The 19,122-nt window shown below is 64.2% G+C and carries 19 protein-coding genes; 14 read left to right on the forward strand and 5 right to left on the reverse strand.

The features are described from left to right. Window positions 1–52: 52 nt before the first annotated feature. Window positions 53–1,549: an aldehyde dehydrogenase family protein gene (locus tag D0Z08_RS00295; RefSeq protein ID WP_118921530.1), complete on the forward strand. Its 1,497-nt coding sequence runs from the start codon at window positions 53–55 to the stop codon at window positions 1,547–1,549. Between the two features lie 105 nt (window positions 1,550–1,654). Here D0Z08_RS00295 and D0Z08_RS00300 read toward each other — a convergent pair whose 3' ends face one another. Next, window positions 1,655–2,767: a Zn-dependent alcohol dehydrogenase gene (locus D0Z08_RS00300; RefSeq protein WP_118921532.1), complete on the reverse strand. Its 1,113-nt coding sequence runs from the start codon at window positions 2,765–2,767 to the stop codon at window positions 1,655–1,657. A gap of 137 nt (window positions 2,768–2,904) precedes the next feature. Here D0Z08_RS00300 and mftA point away from each other — a divergent pair, with 137 nt between their 5' ends. The 3 genes from mftA (at window position 2,905) to D0Z08_RS00320 (ending at window position 5,246) form a co-directional block, all read left to right on the forward strand. Continuing rightward, window positions 2,905–3,009: a mycofactocin precursor MftA gene (gene mftA / locus D0Z08_RS00305; RefSeq protein ID WP_118921534.1), complete on the forward strand. Its 105-nt coding sequence runs from the start codon at window positions 2,905–2,907 to the stop codon at window positions 3,007–3,009. 7 nt (window positions 3,010–3,016) lie between these two features. Further along, window positions 3,017–3,286 (forward strand): mycofactocin biosynthesis chaperone MftB, encoded by a 270-nt coding sequence (mftB, locus tag D0Z08_RS00310; RefSeq protein WP_118921536.1) that lies wholly within the window; start codon window positions 3,017–3,019, stop codon window positions 3,284–3,286. Between the two features lie 268 nt (window positions 3,287–3,554). Continuing rightward, window positions 3,555–5,246 carry an AMP-binding protein gene (locus tag D0Z08_RS00320; RefSeq protein WP_118921538.1) on the forward strand — a complete coding sequence of 564 codons (1,692 nt, stop codon included), beginning with the start codon at window positions 3,555–3,557 and terminating at the stop codon, window positions 5,244–5,246. A 254-nt stretch (window positions 5,247–5,500) separates the two neighbouring features. Here D0Z08_RS00320 and D0Z08_RS31840 read toward each other — a convergent pair whose 3' ends face one another. The 3 genes from D0Z08_RS31840 to D0Z08_RS00335 all read right to left on the reverse strand — a co-directional run bounded on the left by D0Z08_RS31840 (window position 5,501) and on the right by D0Z08_RS00335 (window position 8,259). Then, complete coding sequence (locus D0Z08_RS31840) at window positions 5,501–5,947, reverse strand: hypothetical protein (RefSeq protein WP_182481073.1); 447 nt, start codon at window positions 5,945–5,947, stop codon at window positions 5,501–5,503. Window positions 5,948–6,355: 408 nt separating this feature from the next. Further along, complete coding sequence (locus tag D0Z08_RS00330) at window positions 6,356–7,336, reverse strand: ribose-phosphate diphosphokinase (RefSeq protein WP_118921540.1); 981 nt, start codon at window positions 7,334–7,336, stop codon at window positions 6,356–6,358. A gap of 2 nt (window positions 7,337–7,338) precedes the next feature. Next, window positions 7,339–8,259, reverse strand: a complete 921-nt coding sequence (locus D0Z08_RS00335; protein ID WP_118921541.1) for a pseudouridine-5'-phosphate glycosidase — start codon at window positions 8,257–8,259, stop codon at window positions 7,339–7,341. A 186-nt stretch (window positions 8,260–8,445) separates the two neighbouring features. On the opposite strand from D0Z08_RS00335, the gene D0Z08_RS00340 reads away from it, so the two are divergent. From D0Z08_RS00340 to D0Z08_RS00355, 4 genes are all read left to right on the forward strand, one after another. Next, window positions 8,446–9,915 (forward strand): aldehyde dehydrogenase family protein, encoded by a 1,470-nt coding sequence (locus tag D0Z08_RS00340; RefSeq protein ID WP_118921569.1) that lies wholly within the window; start codon window positions 8,446–8,448, stop codon window positions 9,913–9,915. Window positions 9,916–9,918: 3 nt separating this feature from the next. Continuing rightward, window positions 9,919–10,428, forward strand: coding sequence for a hypothetical protein (locus tag D0Z08_RS00345; RefSeq protein WP_118921543.1), 510 nt, complete (start codon window positions 9,919–9,921; stop codon window positions 10,426–10,428). Continuing rightward, a complete protein-coding gene (locus D0Z08_RS00350; RefSeq protein ID WP_147381268.1) occupies window positions 10,425–10,958 on the forward strand; it encodes a pyridoxamine 5'-phosphate oxidase family protein in 534 nt (177 codons plus the stop codon). Before D0Z08_RS00345 ends, D0Z08_RS00350 begins: the two co-directional genes overlap by 4 nt. Before the next feature lie 157 nt (window positions 10,959–11,115). After that, window positions 11,116–12,138, forward strand: coding sequence for a LacI family DNA-binding transcriptional regulator (locus D0Z08_RS00355; protein WP_118921547.1), 1,023 nt, complete (start codon window positions 11,116–11,118; stop codon window positions 12,136–12,138). Window positions 12,139–12,199: 61 nt separating this feature from the next. Here the strand turns inward: D0Z08_RS00355 and npdG are convergent, their stop codons facing one another. Then, the gene (npdG, locus tag D0Z08_RS00360; protein WP_118921549.1) at window positions 12,200–12,874 is read right to left on the reverse strand and encodes an NADPH-dependent F420 reductase; all 675 of its coding nucleotides are present in this window, start codon (window positions 12,872–12,874) and stop codon (window positions 12,200–12,202) included. A 201-nt stretch (window positions 12,875–13,075) separates the two neighbouring features. On the opposite strand from npdG, the gene D0Z08_RS00365 reads away from it, so the two are divergent. From D0Z08_RS00365 to D0Z08_RS00390, 6 genes are all read left to right on the forward strand, one after another. Then, on the forward strand, window positions 13,076–14,548 hold the full coding sequence (locus tag D0Z08_RS00365; RefSeq protein ID WP_118921551.1) for a nicotinate phosphoribosyltransferase: 1,473 nt from the start codon (window positions 13,076–13,078) through the stop codon (window positions 14,546–14,548). 62 nt (window positions 14,549–14,610) lie between these two features. Continuing rightward, window positions 14,611–15,624, forward strand: a complete 1,014-nt coding sequence (locus tag D0Z08_RS00370; RefSeq protein WP_118921553.1) for an SIS domain-containing protein — start codon at window positions 14,611–14,613, stop codon at window positions 15,622–15,624. A 16-nt stretch (window positions 15,625–15,640) separates the two neighbouring features. Continuing rightward, window positions 15,641–16,663, forward strand: a complete 1,023-nt coding sequence (locus tag D0Z08_RS00375) for a carbon-nitrogen hydrolase family protein (protein ID WP_118921555.1) — start codon at window positions 15,641–15,643, stop codon at window positions 16,661–16,663. 38 nt (window positions 16,664–16,701) lie between these two features. Further along, window positions 16,702–17,523: a DUF1097 domain-containing protein gene (locus tag D0Z08_RS00380; RefSeq protein WP_245993435.1), complete on the forward strand. Its 822-nt coding sequence runs from the start codon at window positions 16,702–16,704 to the stop codon at window positions 17,521–17,523. 100 nt (window positions 17,524–17,623) lie between these two features. Continuing rightward, entirely contained in the window at window positions 17,624–18,337 is a 714-nt protein-coding gene (locus D0Z08_RS00385) for an LOG family protein (protein WP_118921559.1), read from the forward strand. 38 nt (window positions 18,338–18,375) lie between these two features. Then, window positions 18,376–19,020, forward strand: a complete 645-nt coding sequence (locus D0Z08_RS00390) for an HAD family hydrolase (protein ID WP_245993437.1) — start codon at window positions 18,376–18,378, stop codon at window positions 19,018–19,020. Window positions 19,021–19,122: the final 102 nt, after the last annotated feature.

The following is a 19,122-nucleotide window of genomic DNA, read 5'->3' on the forward strand; positions in this document are numbered from 1 at the left end:
AGCGTGTTGACGTCCAGGTCACACACCGAGGTATCGCACCAGGAGGCGCACCATGACCGCCGTTCTAGAAGTCCAACTCCAGCCCCGTGTCCGCGAGTTTCTTGCCGGCAGCAAGAAGCTGCTCATCGGCGGGGAGTGGGTTGACGCCGCGTCGGGTCGAACGTTCGCAACGTTCGACCCGGCGACGGGGGAGAAGCTCGCCGACGTCGCGTACGGCGACGCCACCGACATCGACCGAGCCGTCAAGGCTGCACGCCGGGCCTTCGAGGGCCCCTGGTCGCGGATGAAGTCAGCAGAACGTGAGCGCCTGATCTGGCGCATCGGGGACCTGCTCTCCGAGCGGGCTGAGGCCTTCGGCCAGCTCGAGTCGCTCGACAACGGCAAGTCCGCGGTGATCGCGCAGGTCGTCGACACCCAGTGGTCGGCCGACGTCTTCCGCTACTACGCCGGCTGGGCGACCAAGATCGAGGGCAGCACCGTCAACGTGTCGATGCCCTTCGCTCCGGACGCGGAGTTCCACGCCTACACGCTGCGGGAGGCGGTCGGAGTGTGCGGCCAGATCGTGCCGTGGAACTTCCCGCTGCTGATGGCAGCCTGGAAGATCGCCCCGGCCCTGGCGGCCGGGAACACCGTCGTACTCAAGCCGGCAGAGCAGACGCCGCTGACCGCGCTCCTGCTCGGTGAGCTGTTCGAGGAGGCCGGCTTCCCTCCCGGCGTGGTCAACATCGTCACGGGGTACGGCGACGCCGGTGCCGCGCTCTCCGCCCACCACGACGTGGACAAGGTGGCCTTCACTGGCTCCACCGAGGTCGGCAAGCTCGTCATCGATGCAGCCAAGGGCAACCTGAAGAAGGTCTCGCTCGAGCTGGGCGGCAAGAGCCCCAACATCGTGTTCGCCGATGCCGACTTCGACCTGGCCGTCGCCGGCTCGGTCAACGCTTGGCTCTTCAACCACGGCCAGTCCTGCGTCGCCGGCACCCGGCTGTTCGTCGAGGACAAGATCTTCGACGACTTCACCGCCGCGGTGGCCGAGGCTGCCTCGCAGGTCAAGATCGGTCCCGGGCTGGACCCGACCACCCAACTGGGTCCCCTGGTCTCTCAGGAGCAGTTCGACAGGGTGACCGGCTACCTCCAGGCGGGCCTTGCTGACGGTGCCCGCGCGCTGACCGGGGGCAAGCGGTTCGGGGACCGTGGCTTCTTCGTCGAGCCGACCGTGTTCGTCGACGTCGACCCGTCGTTCTCGATCGTGAAGGAGGAGATCTTCGGACCAGTGGTGGCCGCCATGCCCTTCAACGCTTCCGACGGCATCGCGGCCGCGGCCAACGACAGCGAGTACGGCCTGGCCGCCGGCATCTGGACCAAGGACATCTCGCGGGCCCACAAGGTCGCCAAGCAGCTGAAAGCCGGGTCGATCTGGGTCAACCAGTACAACGGCTTTGACACCGCTCTCCCGTTCGGTGGCTACAAGCAGTCCGGTTGGGGCCGCGAGCTCGGCGCCGCCGCCCTCGACCTCTACACGCAGACGAAGGCCGTCAACATCGCTCTGTGATCCCTTGACCCGGCGGGCGGGCGGTTGGCGAGACCGTCCGCCCGTCGGCACCACCACACAGCGACGCCCGCCACGAACCGTGGCGGGCGTCGTCGTGTCGGGCGGTCAGTGCTCGTGCACCAGCACACCCCGGACGTTCTTGCCGTCGAGCAGGTCGTCGTACCCGAGGTTGACCTCGTCGAGCGTGTAGGTGCGCGTGACCAGCTCGTCGAGCTTGAAGTTCCCGGACATGTAGAGGTCCAGGATGCGCGGGATGTCGTACGTCGGGTTGCAGTCTCCGAAGAGGCTGCCCTTCACGGTTTTCTTGAACAGCGTCAGGATCGAGCCCGGGAGCTCGATCGTCGGCTCCATCAGCTTGTTGAGGCCGACCACGACCACCACCCCGTCCTTGCCGACGGCGTTGAACGCGTCGGTGACGATCTGCTTGGTGACCAGGTCCGGGGTCAGGATCGCCGAGTCGGCGCCCTGGCCGCGGGTCAGGTCGGTGATGGCGTCCAGGGCCTCGCCTGCGTCGGCGAAGGTGTGGGTGGCACCCATCAGGGTCGCCGCCTCGAGCTTGTTCTCCAGCGGGTCGATAGCCACGATGTTCTTGGCTCCGGCGTGCTTCGCGCCCTGGACGGCATTGGCGCCGAGGCCACCGACGCCGTACACCGCCACCGTCTGCCCAACTTGGACGTTGGCGGAGTAGACCGCCGACCCCCACCCGGTCGGTACACCGCAGCCCACGAGGACTGCCTTGTCCAGGGGGATGCTGTCGTCGACCCTGATGGTGGAGTTCTGGTGGATCACGCCGTACTGGCTGAACGTGCCGAGCATGCACATGGCGCCGTACTCGCCGGCCGGGCCGGTCATCGGGAAGCGACCGCCCGGGAGGTAGCCCTCGAGGATCTGGGCGCCGATGTCGCACAGTGACTGGCGGCCGGTCGCGCAGTACCGACAGGTGCCGCAGTTCGGGATCATGGAGCAGACCACGTGGTCCCCGGGCTTGACCCGGTCGACTCCGGGTCCGACCTCCATCACGATGCCGGCGCCCTCGTGCCCGAGAACCATGGGCAGGCGCGCCTCGAGGTCTCCGTGGGCGACGTGGACGTCGGAGTGGCAGAGCCCGGCGTAGAGGTACTTGATCAGCACCTCGCCCTCGCGCGGTGCGTCGAGCTCAAGCTCCTCGATCACGAACGGCTTGCCGGTTTCGTAGATGACAGCTGCTCTGGTCTTCATGGGTACTCCTCGTGAGTGGTGTTGAGACGTCTCCCAATCTCTGCCCGTGCGGGGGGAGCGGCCTGTCCAACTTCTGAACAGTCACCGGGGCCCGACATCGCCAACGATGGAGACCTCGCCAACCCAAGGAGGAACCCATGACGTACGACGGCCCCGAGACCGAAGTGGAGACCACTGACGACGTGCTCGCCGAGCTGCTGATCGAGGAGATCTCGATCGACGGCATGTGCGGCGTCTACTGAGCCCCCGATGAACACCATGCTCGACGAGTCGTGGAGGCTCTCGCCCGCCGTCGCCCTGCGCCCCGAGCCGTTCGGCGCACTGGCCTACCACTTCGGGAACCGGCGGCTGACCTTCCTCAAGCGTCCCGAACTGGTGCGCGCCGTACCCCTACTCGAGAGCGCTGCGTGTGTCCGGGAGGCCCTTCGTGAGGCCGGTGTGCCGGAGCAGCAGTGGCCGGCGTACGCCGAGGCACTTCGCGGTCTTGCGTCGGCCGACATGATCCGGGAGGTGGCGTAATGAGCGCCCTCGCTGCGGAGCGGCCGACCACGGGATCGCTCGTGGAGCAGTTCGAGTACGGCGAGCTGCATTGTTCGGCGCCGTCATCGACTACCAGCGCCTGGCGCCTGCCCTCGACCCGGTCCGCTTCGCCGCGGCACGGCGGCTCGACGACCTCGCCTACGGCGCAGGCCTCTGGCTGGGTGCCCTGCGTGGCAGGTCGACACGCGCGCTGCTACCAACCCGTCCCAATCGCCGGGTCCAACCGGCCCGAACAGGAGAATGACCCGTGGAGACGAACCCAGAGAAGCCGACGACGGCAGCCGACGCACTCCGTACCGCTCGCGACCATCTGCTTGCCCTGCAGGGCGACCATTCCAAGGCCGTGCAGGAGTTCGTTTGGCCAGATGTCGGGGAGCAGTTCAACTGGGCCCATGACTGGTTCGACCGCTTCGCCCGGGGCAACACCCGTCCCGGGCTGGTTGTGGTGGAGGAGGACGGCGCCTCGGCGGCGTACTCCTTCGACGAGCTGACCCGCAGCTCCGACCAGGTAGCCGCCTGGCTGGCTGAGCGGGGCGTGCGCAAGGGCGACGCGGTGATCATCATGCTTGGAAACCAGGTCGAATTGTGGCAGACGATGCTCGCGGTGATGAAGCTCGGGGCGGTGATCATGCCGACCACGACCGCGGTCGGTCCGGCCGAGCTGGTGGACCGGATCGAACGCGGCTCGGCCCGCTTCGTGATCTGCAACCCGGACGACTTGGAGAAGTTCGTCGACGTTGCCGGCTCCTACCGGATCCTCACGACCCAGGACCTGACCGCGGCGTACGTGCTCGGGGCCAAGCCGGTGCCGCATCCCGGCACCGCACCGAGTGACCCGCTGCTCCTCTACTTCACCTCCGGTACGACGAGCAGGCCGAAGCTCGTCGAGCACACCCAGGTGACATACCCGGTCGGTCACCTCTCGACCATGTACTGGATCGGCCTGCAGCCCGGTGACGTGCACCTCAACATCTCCTCGCCCGGCTGGGCCAAGCACGCGTGGTCCTGCTTCTTCGCACCGTGGCTGGCGGAGGCGACGATCCTCGCCTACAACTACGTCCGTTTCGACGCTGCCGCCCTGCTCGACGTGCTGCGCGACCAACATGTCACGACGTTCTGCGCGCCGCCGACGGTGTGGCGGATGCTCATCAACACCAACCTATCTGGCGGCCGCGGATCGCTTCGCGAAGTGATCGGCGCCGGTGAGCCGCTCAACCCCGAGGTCATCGCGCAGGTCGAACGCAAGTGGGGCCTCACCATCCGCGACGGCTTCGGCCAGACCGAGACCACGGCCTCGATCGGCAACACCCCCGGCGCAGTCGTGAAGCCCGGCTCGATGGGCCGCCCGCTGCCCGGCATACCCGTTGTGCTGATCGATCCGCTGACCGGGCAGCCAACCGCTGACGAGGGTGAGATCTGTCTCGACCTGTCCCAGCGCCCTTTCACACTGATGACCGGGTACCGAGGTGACGAGGAGCGCAACGCCGACGCCATGGCCGGCGGCTACTACCACACCGGCGACGTCGCGTCGATGGACGACGACGGCTATATCACCTACGTCGGACGCACCGACGACGTGTTCAAGGCCAGCGACTACAAGATCAGCCCGTTCGAGCTCGAGTCGGTGCTGATCGAGCACCCCGCCGTCGCCGAGGCGGCAGTCGTTCCGGCTCCGGACCCCGTCCGCCTGGCAGTACCCAAGGCGTACGTCGCGCTCGCACCCGGTCACCAGCCGACGAACGAGACCGCCTTCGCCATCTTGAAGTACGCCCGGGAGCATCTCGCGCCCTACCAGCGCGTACGGCGGTTGGAGTTCTTCGAACTACCCAAGACAATCAGCGGCAAGATCCGCCGAGTCGAGCTCAGAGGTCGTGAACAGGAGTTCGGGGGAGCCGACACCGAGTTCCGGGACGACCAGTTCCCCGAGCTCAAAGGCTGACTGCGACCGCGTGCTCGCACGTCCTGAGTCGCCCGACGCCATTGTGTTCGGATCTGTGCAGCGCCTGGTGAAGATCGTCGCGTGACAAGGACGAACGGCAACAGCGTGCGGCACACGCCGGGGAGAGCGATGGCGCAGTCGGCTCTTGGTGGCCCCATTCAGCGGGGCCGAGGATCAGCGCCACGGGCGCGGGCCAATGAACCCGTACAGCTATAGCGTGCCGAGGATGCCGGCGACGACGATCACGATTGCTATCACCGCGGTTGCTTGTCCGCTGCGTCGTATTGGTCGAGCTGCTTCTCGGTGAGGTCCTCCCAGCCGCTATGAACGTGATAGCCGCACTGGTGGCATTCGCCGTTGCAGTCCAGAGGCGGGCCGGTAAGACGTCCCTCTGCCTTGGGATTCAGCCTGTTCCACACGATCAGAAATTCGACTCCCGCTTGCATGCCCGCTACCCGGCCGGTCCCCAATCCGGGTAGATGTTGCGGTGTGTGGTTGGTGATCTGGGTCAAGCCGGTCCCGTCCGGGTTGATCAGGTAGAGGTGGGCCTGGTTGAACTTCGCGTTGTTGTTGTCGTGGGAGAAGACGACCGGCGCAAGCTGGCCGCCGGCAAGACCAGGCTCGAAGCACTGCGCTGCCTGAAGCGAAGGATCTCCGACGCCATCTACCGCCAACTCCTCGTCGACGCCGAACGGACCCAACTCACCAGCGCGACTGAGCCAGTTAGCACGGGCCCGGAAGGGCACTGCGGGGCGTCTCTAACATCCAGCGCGGTCGACCTGCCCCCGCACATCGACACTTCGGATCAGCCACTTCCCGGGCCCGCGAAACCGCCGCTACAACTACCGCGGCCCTCCCGGAAGACCACTCGACCCAGGACCCCACAGACCACCGGTTGACAACAAAGGGGAGCCGGAAAGTGCATCATCAAGGAAACCTCGAACCGCCGGCCGGTTGGGGCTGTCCAGAAGTAGGTGACCGATGGGGTCACGCACGCAAGTTGCCATCCCTCCGTGGTCGCAAGTCGTGGCTGCTTGTTAGACGCGCCAAAGTCCCGCATAGGTGTCCGGTCGCGCGGGTAAGTGACTTCGGCGTTGGGCGCGGGGCCACTAGGCGCGTCCGTCGAAGATCGAGGTGACTGAGCCGTCCGCGAAAATCTCGCGGATCGCCCGCGCGACGAGGGGGGCGATGGAGAGCTGGGTCAACTTGTCGAACCTTCGGTCGGGTGAGAGGGGCAGGGTGTTGGTGACAACTACCTCCTGCACGGGGCAGTTCTTGAGCCGGTCCACCGCGGGCTCCGACAAGATCGCATGGGTCGCGGCGATGACCACGCCGGCCGCGCCCTGAGCCATCAGCGCGTCAGCGGCGTTGGCGATGGTGCCGCCGGTGTCGATCATGTCGTCGACCAGCACGCACAGCCGGCCGTCGACGTCGCCCACGACCCGATTCGCGACGGTCTCATTAGGCCGGTCGATGTCGCGGCTCTTATGGATGAAGGCCAGCGGCACGCCACCGAGCCGGGACGCCCACTGCTCCGCGACCTTGATCCGGCCAGCGTCCGGCGACACGACGGCCAGCAGTTGGTCGCCGTACTTGGCGCGGACGTGGTCGGCCAGGATCGGCAGCGCCATCAGGTGGTCGACCGGTCCGTTGAAGAAGCCCTGGATCTGGTCGGTGTGCAGGTCCACGGTGATCAGCCGGTCGGCACCGGCGGTCTTGAACAAGTCTGCCATCAACCGGGCGGTGATGGGCTCGCGGCCACGGTGCTTCTTGTCCTGGCGGGCGTAGCCATAGAACGGCATCACCACGGTGATCCGCTTAGCGGACGCGCGCTTTAGTGCGTCGACCATGATCAGGTGCTCCATGATCCACTCATTGATCGGCGCGGTGTGGCTCTGGATCACGAACGCGTCGCAGCCGCGGACCGACTCCTCGTAGCGGACGTAGATCTCGGAGTTCGCGAACTCATATGCCGACTGCGGCACCAGATCGGTCCCGAGCAGCGAGACGACCTCTTCGGCAAGCTCAGGATGCGCCCGACCGCTGAACACCATGAGGTGTTTGTAAGGAGCTCTCTTGAGTCCGGTCACGATCACTCCTTGCTGTCGAGATCGTGGGCCACTGCCGAATAGGCGAGCGCCACCTCGGCAGCTAGGGCCGAGTTGTCGAGGATGAGTTGCTTACTGGCTTCCACCGAACGGCCTTCGCTGCGACGGTGCACGTGAGCCAACACGAACGGCGTCACCGCTGGGCCGGCGATTCCCTCGGTCCTGGCCGCTCTGAGAGCGTCAGCGATGTACTCGTCTACCTCAGATAGGTCGGCCGCCGGAGGGCACCCCAGCAGGATCCCGCCGCTGCGCTTGAGGGTGGACCAGTGATGCCAAGCGATCGCAGCAGCCTCTCGGGCTTCCTCGACCCTCGCTGAGACAGGTGGTCCACCTGCGGCAACGTAGTAGAGCGGCAACGAGTCTGATCTCCAGCCCAGCACCGGAATGGACAGCGTCTCAAGCACCTCCGCGGTGGCCGAGACGTCGAGGAACGACTTGACGCCGCTAGCGACGACGAGAATGGGCGCTGTCGCCATCTCACCGAGGTCCGCCGAGATGTCTGGTCGCTCCGCGTAGCCGTGATGGACCCCGCCCAGTCCGCTCGCCGCACTGAACCGGATCCCGGTCAATTTCGCGACAGCGATCGTGGCTCCGATCGTTGTCAGGCCTGTCTGTCCCAGGACTTGGCACGAGGCAATCTCCCGCGCGCCGATCTTCTTGTAGTTCGTTGCTGTTGACAGGCGCTCGAACTGCTCCGTCTCGAGACCAACGTGGATTCGTCCATCGGTCACCGCAACCGTTGCGGGCACTGCGCCGTTCTTGCGGATGAGCTCCTCCGACTCCCGGGCAACTTCAAGACCATCGGAGTTGGCGAAGGCCCTCAACGTGGCCGATTCGAGGGCGACGATCGGTCGATGCTCAGCCAAGGCAGATGCAACCTCTGCGCTGTACACGATCTGCGACACGCGGTGTTCCTCTCTCGTTGGTACGACTGGCGCCGGACCCTACCATAAACCTTTCTAGTATGTTGCGCGCAAGTGGTGCAGATGCGCCCGCGAGACGCTCAGATTGGCCGTCTGGATTGATTCTGATACGTTTCTACTTCACCACTTCGAACCACACGCCAACATGATCGGAGCAGGAACATGACCATGACTGACACGACTGCAGCCCTGAACCTTCCCGAGGCGGTCGCGAGACACCTTGACCACGCGTTCATCGGTGGACAGTGGGTCAAGCCCATGGGTTCTACGGCCCTCGAGGTCATCAACCCGGCCACCGAGGGCCCGGTCGCGTCCATCACCCTCGGGTCCCAGGCCGATGTCGATGCCGCGGTGCGGGCTGCTCGCACGGCGTTTCCGGACTTCGCGGCGACCAGCGTTGAGGAGCGCGTGGCGCTGCTAGAACGGGTCATCACCATCTATGAGTCTCGGCTGGAAGACATCGCGGCGGCCGTGAGTCTGGAGATGGGGGCGCCGATCACCGTCGCCCGCGCCCGGCAGGCACCTGCGGGACTCGGTCACCTCAAGAACACGCTGGTTGCCCTGAAGGAGTTTGAGTTTGAGCAGCAACTGGGCACGACGACCGTCCGGTACGAGCCGATTGGAGTCTGCGGCCTGATTACGCCGTGGAACTGGCCGCTCAACCAGATGGCGCTGAAGGTGGGCCCCGCCTTGGCGGCAGGCTGCACCATGGTCGTCAAGCCGTCTGAGATTGCGCCGTTGAGCGGGATCATGTTCGCCGCCGTGCTGGAGGAGGCGGGGGTGCCGGCCGGCGTCTTCAATCTGGTGCAAGGCGATGGGCCGACGGTGGGGGCTGCGATATCTGAGCACCCGGGCATCGACATGGTGTCGTTCACTGGCTCGGAGCGAGCGGGAGCCGATGTTGCACGCCGTGCGGCCGGGACCATCAAGCGAGTGGCTCAGGAAATGGGTGGCAAGTCGGCCAACATCATCTTGAAGGACGTCGACCTCGAGACCGTCCTCAAGAGGGACATTGCCAAGATGTTCGTGAACTCCGGCCAGTCGTGCAACGCTGGGACGCGGATCCTCGTGCCTAACGAGCTGATGGAGCAGGCGGCGGCGATCGCGAAGGAGTACGCGGAGGGACTGATCGTGGGGTCGCCGACCAATGAGTCGACCGAACTGGGCCCGCTCGTGTCGCAGGCGCAGTTCGACAAAGTTCAGGACCTCATCCAGTCGGGCATCGACCAAGGGGCAACGCTCGTCACCGGCGGGACGGGACGGCCCGAGGGGCTCGAGCAGGGCTTCTATGCAAAGCCCACGGTTTTTGCAGATGCCACCAATGACATGCGCATCGCGCGTGAGGAGATCTTCGGCCCGGTGCTCACGCTGATCGGCTATGACAGCGAAGACGAGGCCGTGGAGATTGCGAACGACAGCCCTTATGGGCTTGCCGGCATGGTCTCAGCTGCCGACCCCGATCGCGCGAAGGCGGTCGCGCGGCGGATGCGCACGGGCATGGTCCACATCAACGGCGCCTCAGCCAACCCACTCGCTCCCTTCGGCGGGTACAAGAGGTCGGGCAACGGTCGGGAGGCCGGGGCGCACGGAGTTCGCGAGTTTCTCGAGATCAAATCGATGTTCGGGGATGTGAGCTGACATATGCAGGATCTCTCGACTGCTCCGGTCGATGACGGTCAGGATGATGGTTCGGGCGGCTACGACGCGTCTGCCCCGAATGCGCGCCGGTACCCACGAGTCATCGATCAGGCTGAAATCGACTCCCTCCCGCTTCTCACCTACAGTCCGGGCATCGAGAGCGTCGTGTTCTTGACCAGGGAACGCGATGATGCCCGGTACTTCCGACACGGATACTGTTGGATCGAGGTAGATGCCACACCTTACGAGTGGTTCCCCGCGAATTTCGACGAGACGCAGTACTGCCTGGAAGGGGTTATCCGGGTTGACGCAGTCGACTCGGTAGGTGCAGAGGTGACTCTCGAGGCGGGGCCGGGTGAGCACCTTTTCTTGCCCGCGGGATACCACTATCGCTGGGTGCCGACCGAGATCAGAACGATGCTCTTTTGGACCAGTGGGCCGTCGCCACGCAAGGGCATGAGCGCACGGGATTACGGCGCCCAGCTGGTCGCGGCGCGAGGGGGAGTCTCGTGACGGAAGACCGAATTCGGCACAACGTGTTCCCCAAAGCGAAACGGTGGGCGTATCTTCGTCAAGCGAAGACGATGCGCGTCGCGTCCTTGAATAAGGACGGCTCGATCTACCTCTCGCCTATCTGGTATGCGGTTACCGGCGAACGCCTGATTATGGTGGTGGACTCAAGCCGCCATGGTGACAACTTCAAAGCGGGCCGAGCGTTCTCGGCGGTCGTTGACCAGGGCGATGACTACAGGTCCCTCAGCGGCCTGACGATAGTCGGCGAGGCCAAAGAAGTGACGGACCCGGCGATCGTTAGCGTGATGCCTGATCTCCTGTTCGAAAAGTACTTCTACGTCGGACACCCGCATGCGGAGTCCTATTTCGAGTTCGGCGAATGGTCAGGTCGACGCTACTTCGAGCTCGTTCCCACGAAGATGGTCGGCTGGGACTCCCGAGAGAACACCCATGCCCAGGGTAGGGAGCGGCACACCTTCCCACGCCAGCTAGCCAGTAGGCTCTACGAACGGGGCGGCGAGCGCGGGTAAACCTCCGTAGACCCCTTCGGTTCAACCGCCCTCACATAGGATCGACCTGTCAGTCAGGTTGAAGACTCGGGACCCCTTTTCAGTGAGCAGGTGAGCTGGCATGAGCCCGTCACGAGGCGAGGACTCTCAAGAGAGGGAGACGTCGCGACGCCCGACAATGAAGGACGTCGCGCGGCAGGCTGGCGTCTCGCTCAGCACTGTCAGTTACGTGGTGAACGACAGCGGGCCGGTTGCAGGCGCTCGTCGAGCCCGAGTACTGGACGCCGTACGTCTGCTGGGGTACACGCCGAACGAGTCCGCGCGCAGGCTGCGCAACAAGTCAACAGCCACCATCGGTCTCATCGTGCCCGATCTCAGCAACCAGTTCTTCGCACTGGTCGCTGAGGGGGTCGAGCAGGCCGCGGCCGAGCAAGAGGCACTCGTTGTCCTGTGTGCCCCAGAGGCGATTGACCGGCCGACGCAGTATTACGCGCGACTCCTTCGCAGCCAGAGGCTGGATGGATTGATCTATCTACCTGGCGGCGAGGGGATGACCTTGAGCTTGGCTCTCGAGCTCGCTGAGGCTGGCCCGGTGGTCATGGTCGATGAGCGGATCCGCGGGTTCGAGGTGCCTAGTGTGGTTGCTGACAGCCGAGGCGGAGCGCGCGCGGCCGCTGAACATGTACTCGCCCTCGGGCACACGCGCGTCGCCATCATCGGTGGGCCTGAGGCTCTGTGGACCTCTGAACAGCGGATGTTTGGGTTCCAGGAGGCGCTTGCTGGCTACAAGGTCCCTCTCCACAGCGTCACGGTGCGAGTTGGCGATCACAGGATCGATTCGGGAGCGTCGATCGCCTCCGAGCTGCTGCAGGGACCAGCCTCGGCCCGACCCACGGCGTTCATCTGCGCCAACGACCTCATGGCGCTGGGTGTGCTCAAGCACTGCCGGGCCCTTGGCCTCGCAGTACCTGGGGACGTCAGCATTGTCGGCTTTGACGACATTCCAATCGCCGAGCTCGTGACCCCAGGGCTGACGACCGTGAGTCAGCCTGCGCGCACGATGGGCCAGCTGGCGGCGGACACCCTGTTCAGGCTGCTTGACGGCGGTGAATGCGCGGACGTCAGTTCCCCACTCCCGACGACGCTCGTCGTCCGCGACTCGGTGGCGGCACCGGATACCTGTGCCACGCGAACGCATTAAGGGTGGGCGGCCCGGACGAGATTCATCGATAGCTGGCGCCCGACGCCGGTGTCGGGCGCACTCAGTGCGACCCGTCGATCCCGGAGATACGGACACCGCTCTGGGTCTTGTATCTCTTGTTGATGGAGATCAACACTGCGGTCCACGGTTCTAACTGACGTGCCATCCGCAACGGGCCGGCATCGATGCCTCGGCGTCCGGTGACGCTCCGGGCGAGCTCCTGGACCACCGACTTGGCCTCCTCGTGGTCGCCGCACACTAAGACGTCCTCATGGTGCAGGGAAGGCCGGTCGGACCAGAGAGCCGAGGCAGAGACGTGGTGAAACGCGCCCACGACCTGGGACTCCGGAGCGAGGACGGCAGCGGCTTCGGCCGCGGATCCGTGGTCCACCCCGAGGGCGTAGGGACCAGAGCGGTCAAAGGCCAGCGGGTTGACACACGAGATCACGATCTTGCCGGCAAGCGCCTTAGTCAGGCATCCAACGATCTCATCGTGCCCCGCAAAGGGGATGGCGAGGAGGACCAAGTCGGCGGCGGCTGCGACATCCGAGTTCGTGCCCCCCTGCGCGCGGGGGGCTGCCGGGCTTTTCGCGTTGATTTCTGCAGCTGCCGCTTCCGCACGGTCCGGTGAGCGCGAGCCAAGCAGGACGTGGTGGCCGTGCTGGGCGAACCGCAGCCCCAGGCCCTTGCCTTGCGGGCCGGTACCGCCGATGACTGCGATGGTTTGCAAAGCCACGTGTCTCCTCAACTAAGGGTGGGTCGTGGACGGCATCCACCTCGACTCCAAGACAGGGGTGCGAAGAACTGCCACGCTGTCGTGACGTGTCGTCCCACCTCGACACGTAACATACTAGAAACCTTTCCATTCCTCTTCCCAGGGCTCTAGAACTTGTGTAGTTTGGCGCCACCTCGAATCGTTTCTATCCAGGAGTGAGCGATGAGCAAGTTCGACTTCCACAACATCATCACCAACACCGACAGCTACAAGAACTGCCACTACGCCTTGTACCCGCCGGGCACCGAGTACGTGTCGGCCTACATCGAGGCTCGTGGCGGAGAGATCCCCGCGGGGATGTTCGTGGGCCTGCAGGCGTTCCTTCGGGAGTACCTCTCGCAGCCGGTCACCCTCGAGCACATCAACGAGGCGGAGTTCATCGCCCGCGAGCAGGGGATGCACTTCAACCGCGACATCTGGATGGGCATCCTGCAGGACCACGACGGCTACCTGCCGTTGGAGATCGAGGCGGTGCCGGAGGGCACGGTGCTTCCGATTCGGAACGTGCTACTACAAGTCGTCAACACTGACCCGAAGTATCACTGGGTCACTACTTTCATCGAGACCGCACTGATCCGCGCCATCTGGTACCCGATGACCGTCGGTACGGTCGCCTGGCGGGCCAAGCAGCAGATTCGGGACGTCGCCGAGGCAACCTCAGACTCCGATGGTCTGGCGCGTCGGGTCCTCCACGACTACGGCGCACGTGGAGTCAGCTCTCTCGAGTCGGCCGCGCTCGGTGGGCTGGCCAGTCTGGTCAGTTTCAGTCAGTCCGACACCATCTCAGGGATCGTGGCGGCGAAGCGCTACTACAACGCCGGCTACACGAGCAGTTCTGGGCCCAACACGGAGCACGCCGTCCTGTCGTCGTGGGGTCGCGAGAACGAGGCCGAGGCTATTAAGAACATGCTGGACACGTACCGACACGTCGGCGTCGCCATCGTGCTGACGGATACCTACAACCACGAGCACGCCGTGAAGAACATCATCGGCGGAGAGCTCAAGGAGACGGTCGAGAACTTCCCTGGACTGGTGGGCATCCGGCCGGACTCGGGCGACCCTGTACAGGTCACGGCTGACACGGCTGAGTGGCTGATGGATTCCTTCGGGTACACGGTCAACTCGAAGGGCTTCAAGGTCCTGCCGAGTTGCGTGAAGGTCGTCCAGGGCGATGGCGTGACCCGGCACTCGTTCCCGCAGATCCTCATGGAACTCGAACGACGCGGGCTTGCCATCGACAACGCTGTCTACGGGATGGGCGGTGGCCTACTCCAGCACGTCAACCGGGACACGATGGCCTTCGGGATGAAGGTCAACGCCGTATGTGTGAACGGAGAGTGGCGGGACGTGTCGAAGGCGCCATCTGGTGACGGTGTGAAGCACTCAAAGGGTGGCCGCCTAGCGCTTGTCAAGGACGGCGACGACTACCGGACGGTTCGCCGAGACTCTGTGCCTGCAGAGCAAAACCTTCTTCAGCCCGTCTTCCGCAACGGGAAACTGCTGAAGATGTGGGAGTTCGACGAGCTGATCGCCAACAGTGAGAAGGAGGTGCCGGAGTCCTACTACGTCGACGCGGTCGCCGAGATCAGGGCCGCACGGCAGGTGGACGCGGCCACGCGCGGCGTCAATGCATAGCAGGCACAGGCACCCGAATGGCGGAACCTCGACACGACCCCGCAGCTAGAAATGAGTGTTTAATGACTTCCTTCAACCTGGATACCCAGATTGCGTCCATCCCCGAGATCGTCGGCAAGACGATCGCGGATCTCGACGTCCCAGCTCTCGACGCTGGCCATCCCGTCAGCTTTGTCGGGGTAGGCACCTCGCTCCATGCAGCCCGGATCGCCTCGGACTGGGTCACGACGCTGAGCAACGGCGCAGTCCGCAGTCGTGCGGTAGATGCTCATGACTATGGGACTTGGTCGACGATACTGCCGAATGAGCAGTCGGTCGTCATCAGTCACCGAGGGACGAAGACCTTCCCTCATGCGTCCCTCGCGAGGGCGCGGGGGGCAGGAGCGAGGACCCTGGCAGTAGTCGGGGAGGCGGCTCCTGAGCAGGCCGCCGATTTCACGGTCCGCGCATGCCCGGACGAGACGGCCGGCACATTCACGGTCTCGTATCTCAGCTCTCTGGCGATTCTGGCAAAGCTCGCCGTTTCCCTCGACACGACGTCGGGAGGTGAGTTCGCCGCTGCTCTGGAGGAACTGCCAGGAGCCCTGGAGAAGACATTGAGCATGGGGGATCCCGTTGGGGTTGCATCTCATGTCGCCGATCTCGAAGCCCTTCTGATCGTCGGGTTCGGCATCGATCTCGCCACGGCGCAGGAGGCCGCCCTGAAGATCAAGGAGGGCGCTTGGATGTGGACCGAGGGTATGTCGCCGGAGTTCGCTCTCCACGGCACGCCGGCGAGCTACCACCGGGGGATTGCTGGGATCCTGATCGATCCTCCGCACGACGACGGCGGACGGATGAACAGGCTCGGCGAGGTCCTGGAGGACTTGGGGATGATCACGATCCGGGTGATGCGCGACGAGGACTCGAGCGGCCTGGGATTCGTTACACCCCATCCGCTCCTCCAGCCGATGTGCAGCATCCTCCCCCTGCAACGCCTGACGGCCGAGCTTGCAAGGAAGCGCGGGACCGATCCCGACACGATGCATGGCGGCCGCGAGCCTTGGCGGACCGTCATGACCGGTATCCGCCTGTGAGGACGGACGCGCCGACGTGACAAATGCGCTCACCGTCGCCGTCGTCCAGTCCGCGGGAGTGCCGTTTGAGCCTGACGCATCGCTCGAGACCGCACGGCGACTTGCCGAGCAGGCGGCTCATGACGGTTCCAAATTGACGCTCTTCCCTGAAGCGTTTCTCGGCGGGTACCCCAGGGGCATGACCTTCGGTGCCACGGTTGGTCGCCGTAGCGCCGAGGGTCGCGAGTGGTACCGCCGGTACCACGGAGCGGCCGTCGAGTTGGACGGGCCTCAGGTCGCTGAACTGCAACGCATCTCGAGCGACACCGACATGACACTGTTAATGGGCGTCATTGAACGGTCGGGAGGGACTCTCTACTGCACTGCTCTTGTCATCGACCCGGGCGACGGGCTGATCGGATGGCGACGGAAGCTCCTTCCGACGGCAGCCGAACGTGTGGTGTGGGGGCAGGGCGACCTGTCCCTCCCGCCGGTGGTGCGGACGCGACACGGGCAGGTCGGAGTCGCCATCTGCTGGGAAAACTACATGCCGTTGCTGCGCACCTACATGTACAGCCAGGGCGTTCGCATCTGGTGCGCACCAACAGCAGACGATCGAGATGGTTGGGAGGCCACGATGAGGCACATCGCCCTGGAAGGGCGGTGCTTCGTCCTGAGTTCCAACCAGTTCAGCAAGAGGAGCGACTACCCCCCGGACTACCCCTTGGACGTGCCGTCGGACGAGGTTCTCACCACTGGGGGCAGCATGATCGTCGATCCGCTCGGCAACGTGTTGGCCGGCCCCGAGCGTTCAGGGGAAGCCGTACTAACCGCGACCCTGGACTTCGACGAAATCGCTCGTAGCCAACTCGACTTCGACGTCGTCGGTCACTACTCACGAGGAGACCTCTTTACTTTGAAGGTGTCAACGGCATCGAGCGATCTCGTCGAGCAAGACGATGTGCATGCCAGACAAGGACGGCCCAAGGTTGCCCGCTCGGCGACAGCCGCTCGCAGTCAAACCAGGTCTGAGCAACACCCTTGCACACGTGGCGACTAGGGCACGGCGCGCGTCTTCGCGATACCAACGAATCGCCCTTGTCCCAACCGAGCGCGGCGCCTGACACCTTCGCGCTCAAGACGTCGCAGCTTTCAAGCCAGCAAGACAACATTCCACCCAGAGATAAGAAGGTGTCGAAAATGCTTCAGAAGATCAAGGCCACGCTTCCGCTCGCAATTGTCGTTGGAATCCTCGCGTACGCCTGGACTCACTTCGCTTTGAGTTTCAGTTTCCACTGGGTTACCGCAGGAGATCTTGGCAATGGGCTGGAACTACCGGCGAACTTCCAGTTGATCGTGCCGGCAGGTTTCATCGGATGGGGATTCTTCTTTGCTGCGGGAGCGGACAACCGAGCGGTCGTTAAAGTGGGAACCGCGATCCTGTCCGGCGGTTTGGCGGCGCTCGCGACGATGGCGCTCTCGTCCAAAACAGCGGATTTCCCAGACTTCTGGGGTATCGCAGTCTGGGTCGGAGTGATGTCAGTGCCGTTGATCATCCTTGGCGTCTTCGACGAATGGACATATGTACCGGCTAGTTTCGGTGCCTTCGCGGCTGTCTTCTATTACTGGATTGCTACTGGTCTGGACTTCTGGACGCCCGGCGGCGGTGGGTCGGAAAACACAGTCAACTCGTTGAGCGACCCTGCGACGGCAGGAACCGGCGCGTTCGGCGGAGTGATCTCGACGCCGTTCGGATGGGTGTGGGCGGGTGTCACAGCCAGTCTGTTCTGCGGCGTCGTCCTTGGCGTGCTGTCGGTCAAGCTCGCAAGTTTCTTCGCGCGACAAAGGCAGGCTGGTGTTGATGACATGGCCGAAGCGGAAGTCGACACACGGCAGGGCACCCGAGTCAAGGGTCGCTAACCCGGCGGATATGCCGACTCACCCGGCCCGCCGCCCAACCGCGCAAGACCAGGTCGTCACTAGCTGAAAGGGAAACTACGTGGTGGCCAGGCGTTCAACAATGGCGGGCACAACCGCAAAGCATCAGTCATCTTCGACTGATGACCAGGAACTACTTGATTCGAGGGGCGGCGAGCCCGGGTGGATACACACCGACCCATGGCGAGTCCTTCGCATCCAGTCGGAATTTGTCAACGGGTTCGGCGCCTTGGCTGACCTTGGTCCCGCAATCTCCGTATTCGGGTCCGCGCGCACCAGCAGCGATGATCCCTTCTTTAAGCTCGGCGAAGAAGTGGCGGCAAAGTTGGTGAATGCAGGCTTCGCGGTAATAACCGGTGGCGGTCCGGGCATAATGGAGGCTGCCAACAAAGGTGCCTACGAGGCTGGCGGTCGGAGCGTGGGGCTCGACGTGGAACTGCCCTACGAGTCAGGACTCAATGACTTCGTCAATCTTGGAATCAGCTTCCGATACTTCTTCGTCCGCAAGACGATGTTCGTCAAGTACTCTCAAGGCTTCATCGTGCTACCAGGTGGCTATGGCACCCTCGACGAGGTATTCGAGGCACTCACACTGGCACAAACCGGAAAGGTCACCGCGTTCCCAGTGGTCTTGATCGGCGTCGATTACTGGGCCGGCCTCATCGACTGGCTACGCGCACGAGTCGTCAAACACGGGAACATCGCGGTGGAAGACCTAGACCTGATTGCCAGCACCGACGATATCGACCTTGCCGTCAAGATCATGTCTGACGCCCAGCCCGGCTGCGCCTCGTGAACTCAGAGCCGTTGAGGTCGCCACGTCCCGAGCGCCGCGTGGAAGCGGTGATCTTTGATTTCGACGGTCTCTTGATCGACACCGAGACAACGCTCCTTCAAAGCTGGACCTTCGAGTGGGCTGCATGGGGTCTGGAGATCTCAAAGGAAGGCTTTTTCGCGGATCACGGCGGCGATGTCACGGAGGAACGATTCGCGAAGCTCGCAGATGCGGTCGGCCCATCCTTCCGTCGGGATGTCAGCGAAAAGCGTCGGCTGGCATTCCGGGCCGGGCTCCACGAGGACCTTGAATTGAACCCTGGAGTCGGCGCTTGGCTACAGGAAGCAAACCAGTTGGGCCTGCGACTGGCGGTCGCTTCGTCTTCGCCTAGAGCCTGGATCGTAGAGCACCTGGAGCGGGTGGGGGTCCTAGATCGCTTCGAGGTGCTCGCCTGTGGTGATGAGGTGGACGTACCCAAACCGAACCCGGCGGTTTACAAGCTCTGCCTGGGACGACTCGGGCTTGCCGCGCATGCCGCGATAGCAGTCGAGGACACGCCCCACGGTGTCAGCGCCGCCCAGGCAGCCGGTCTGCGCTGCATCGCCATCCCGAACCCCTACATCAATCCCGACAAAGTCGCCCACGCAGACCTGACGCTACCCTCCGCTAGTGAGCAGCCCCTAGCCTCGGCATTTCGTCGGTGACCCGGCGACACCTGGGCTGAAAGCACGGAAGTGCCCGTCCTGCTTGGGATTCTTGTTCTTGCGACAGTCCAAGAAGCCCCAGCGGAAAGGCACTCCGTAAGT

This window comes from Nocardioides immobilis (assembly GCF_003515065.1).
Classification (GTDB): Bacteria; Actinomycetota; Actinomycetes; order Propionibacteriales; family Nocardioidaceae; genus Nocardioides; species Nocardioides immobilis.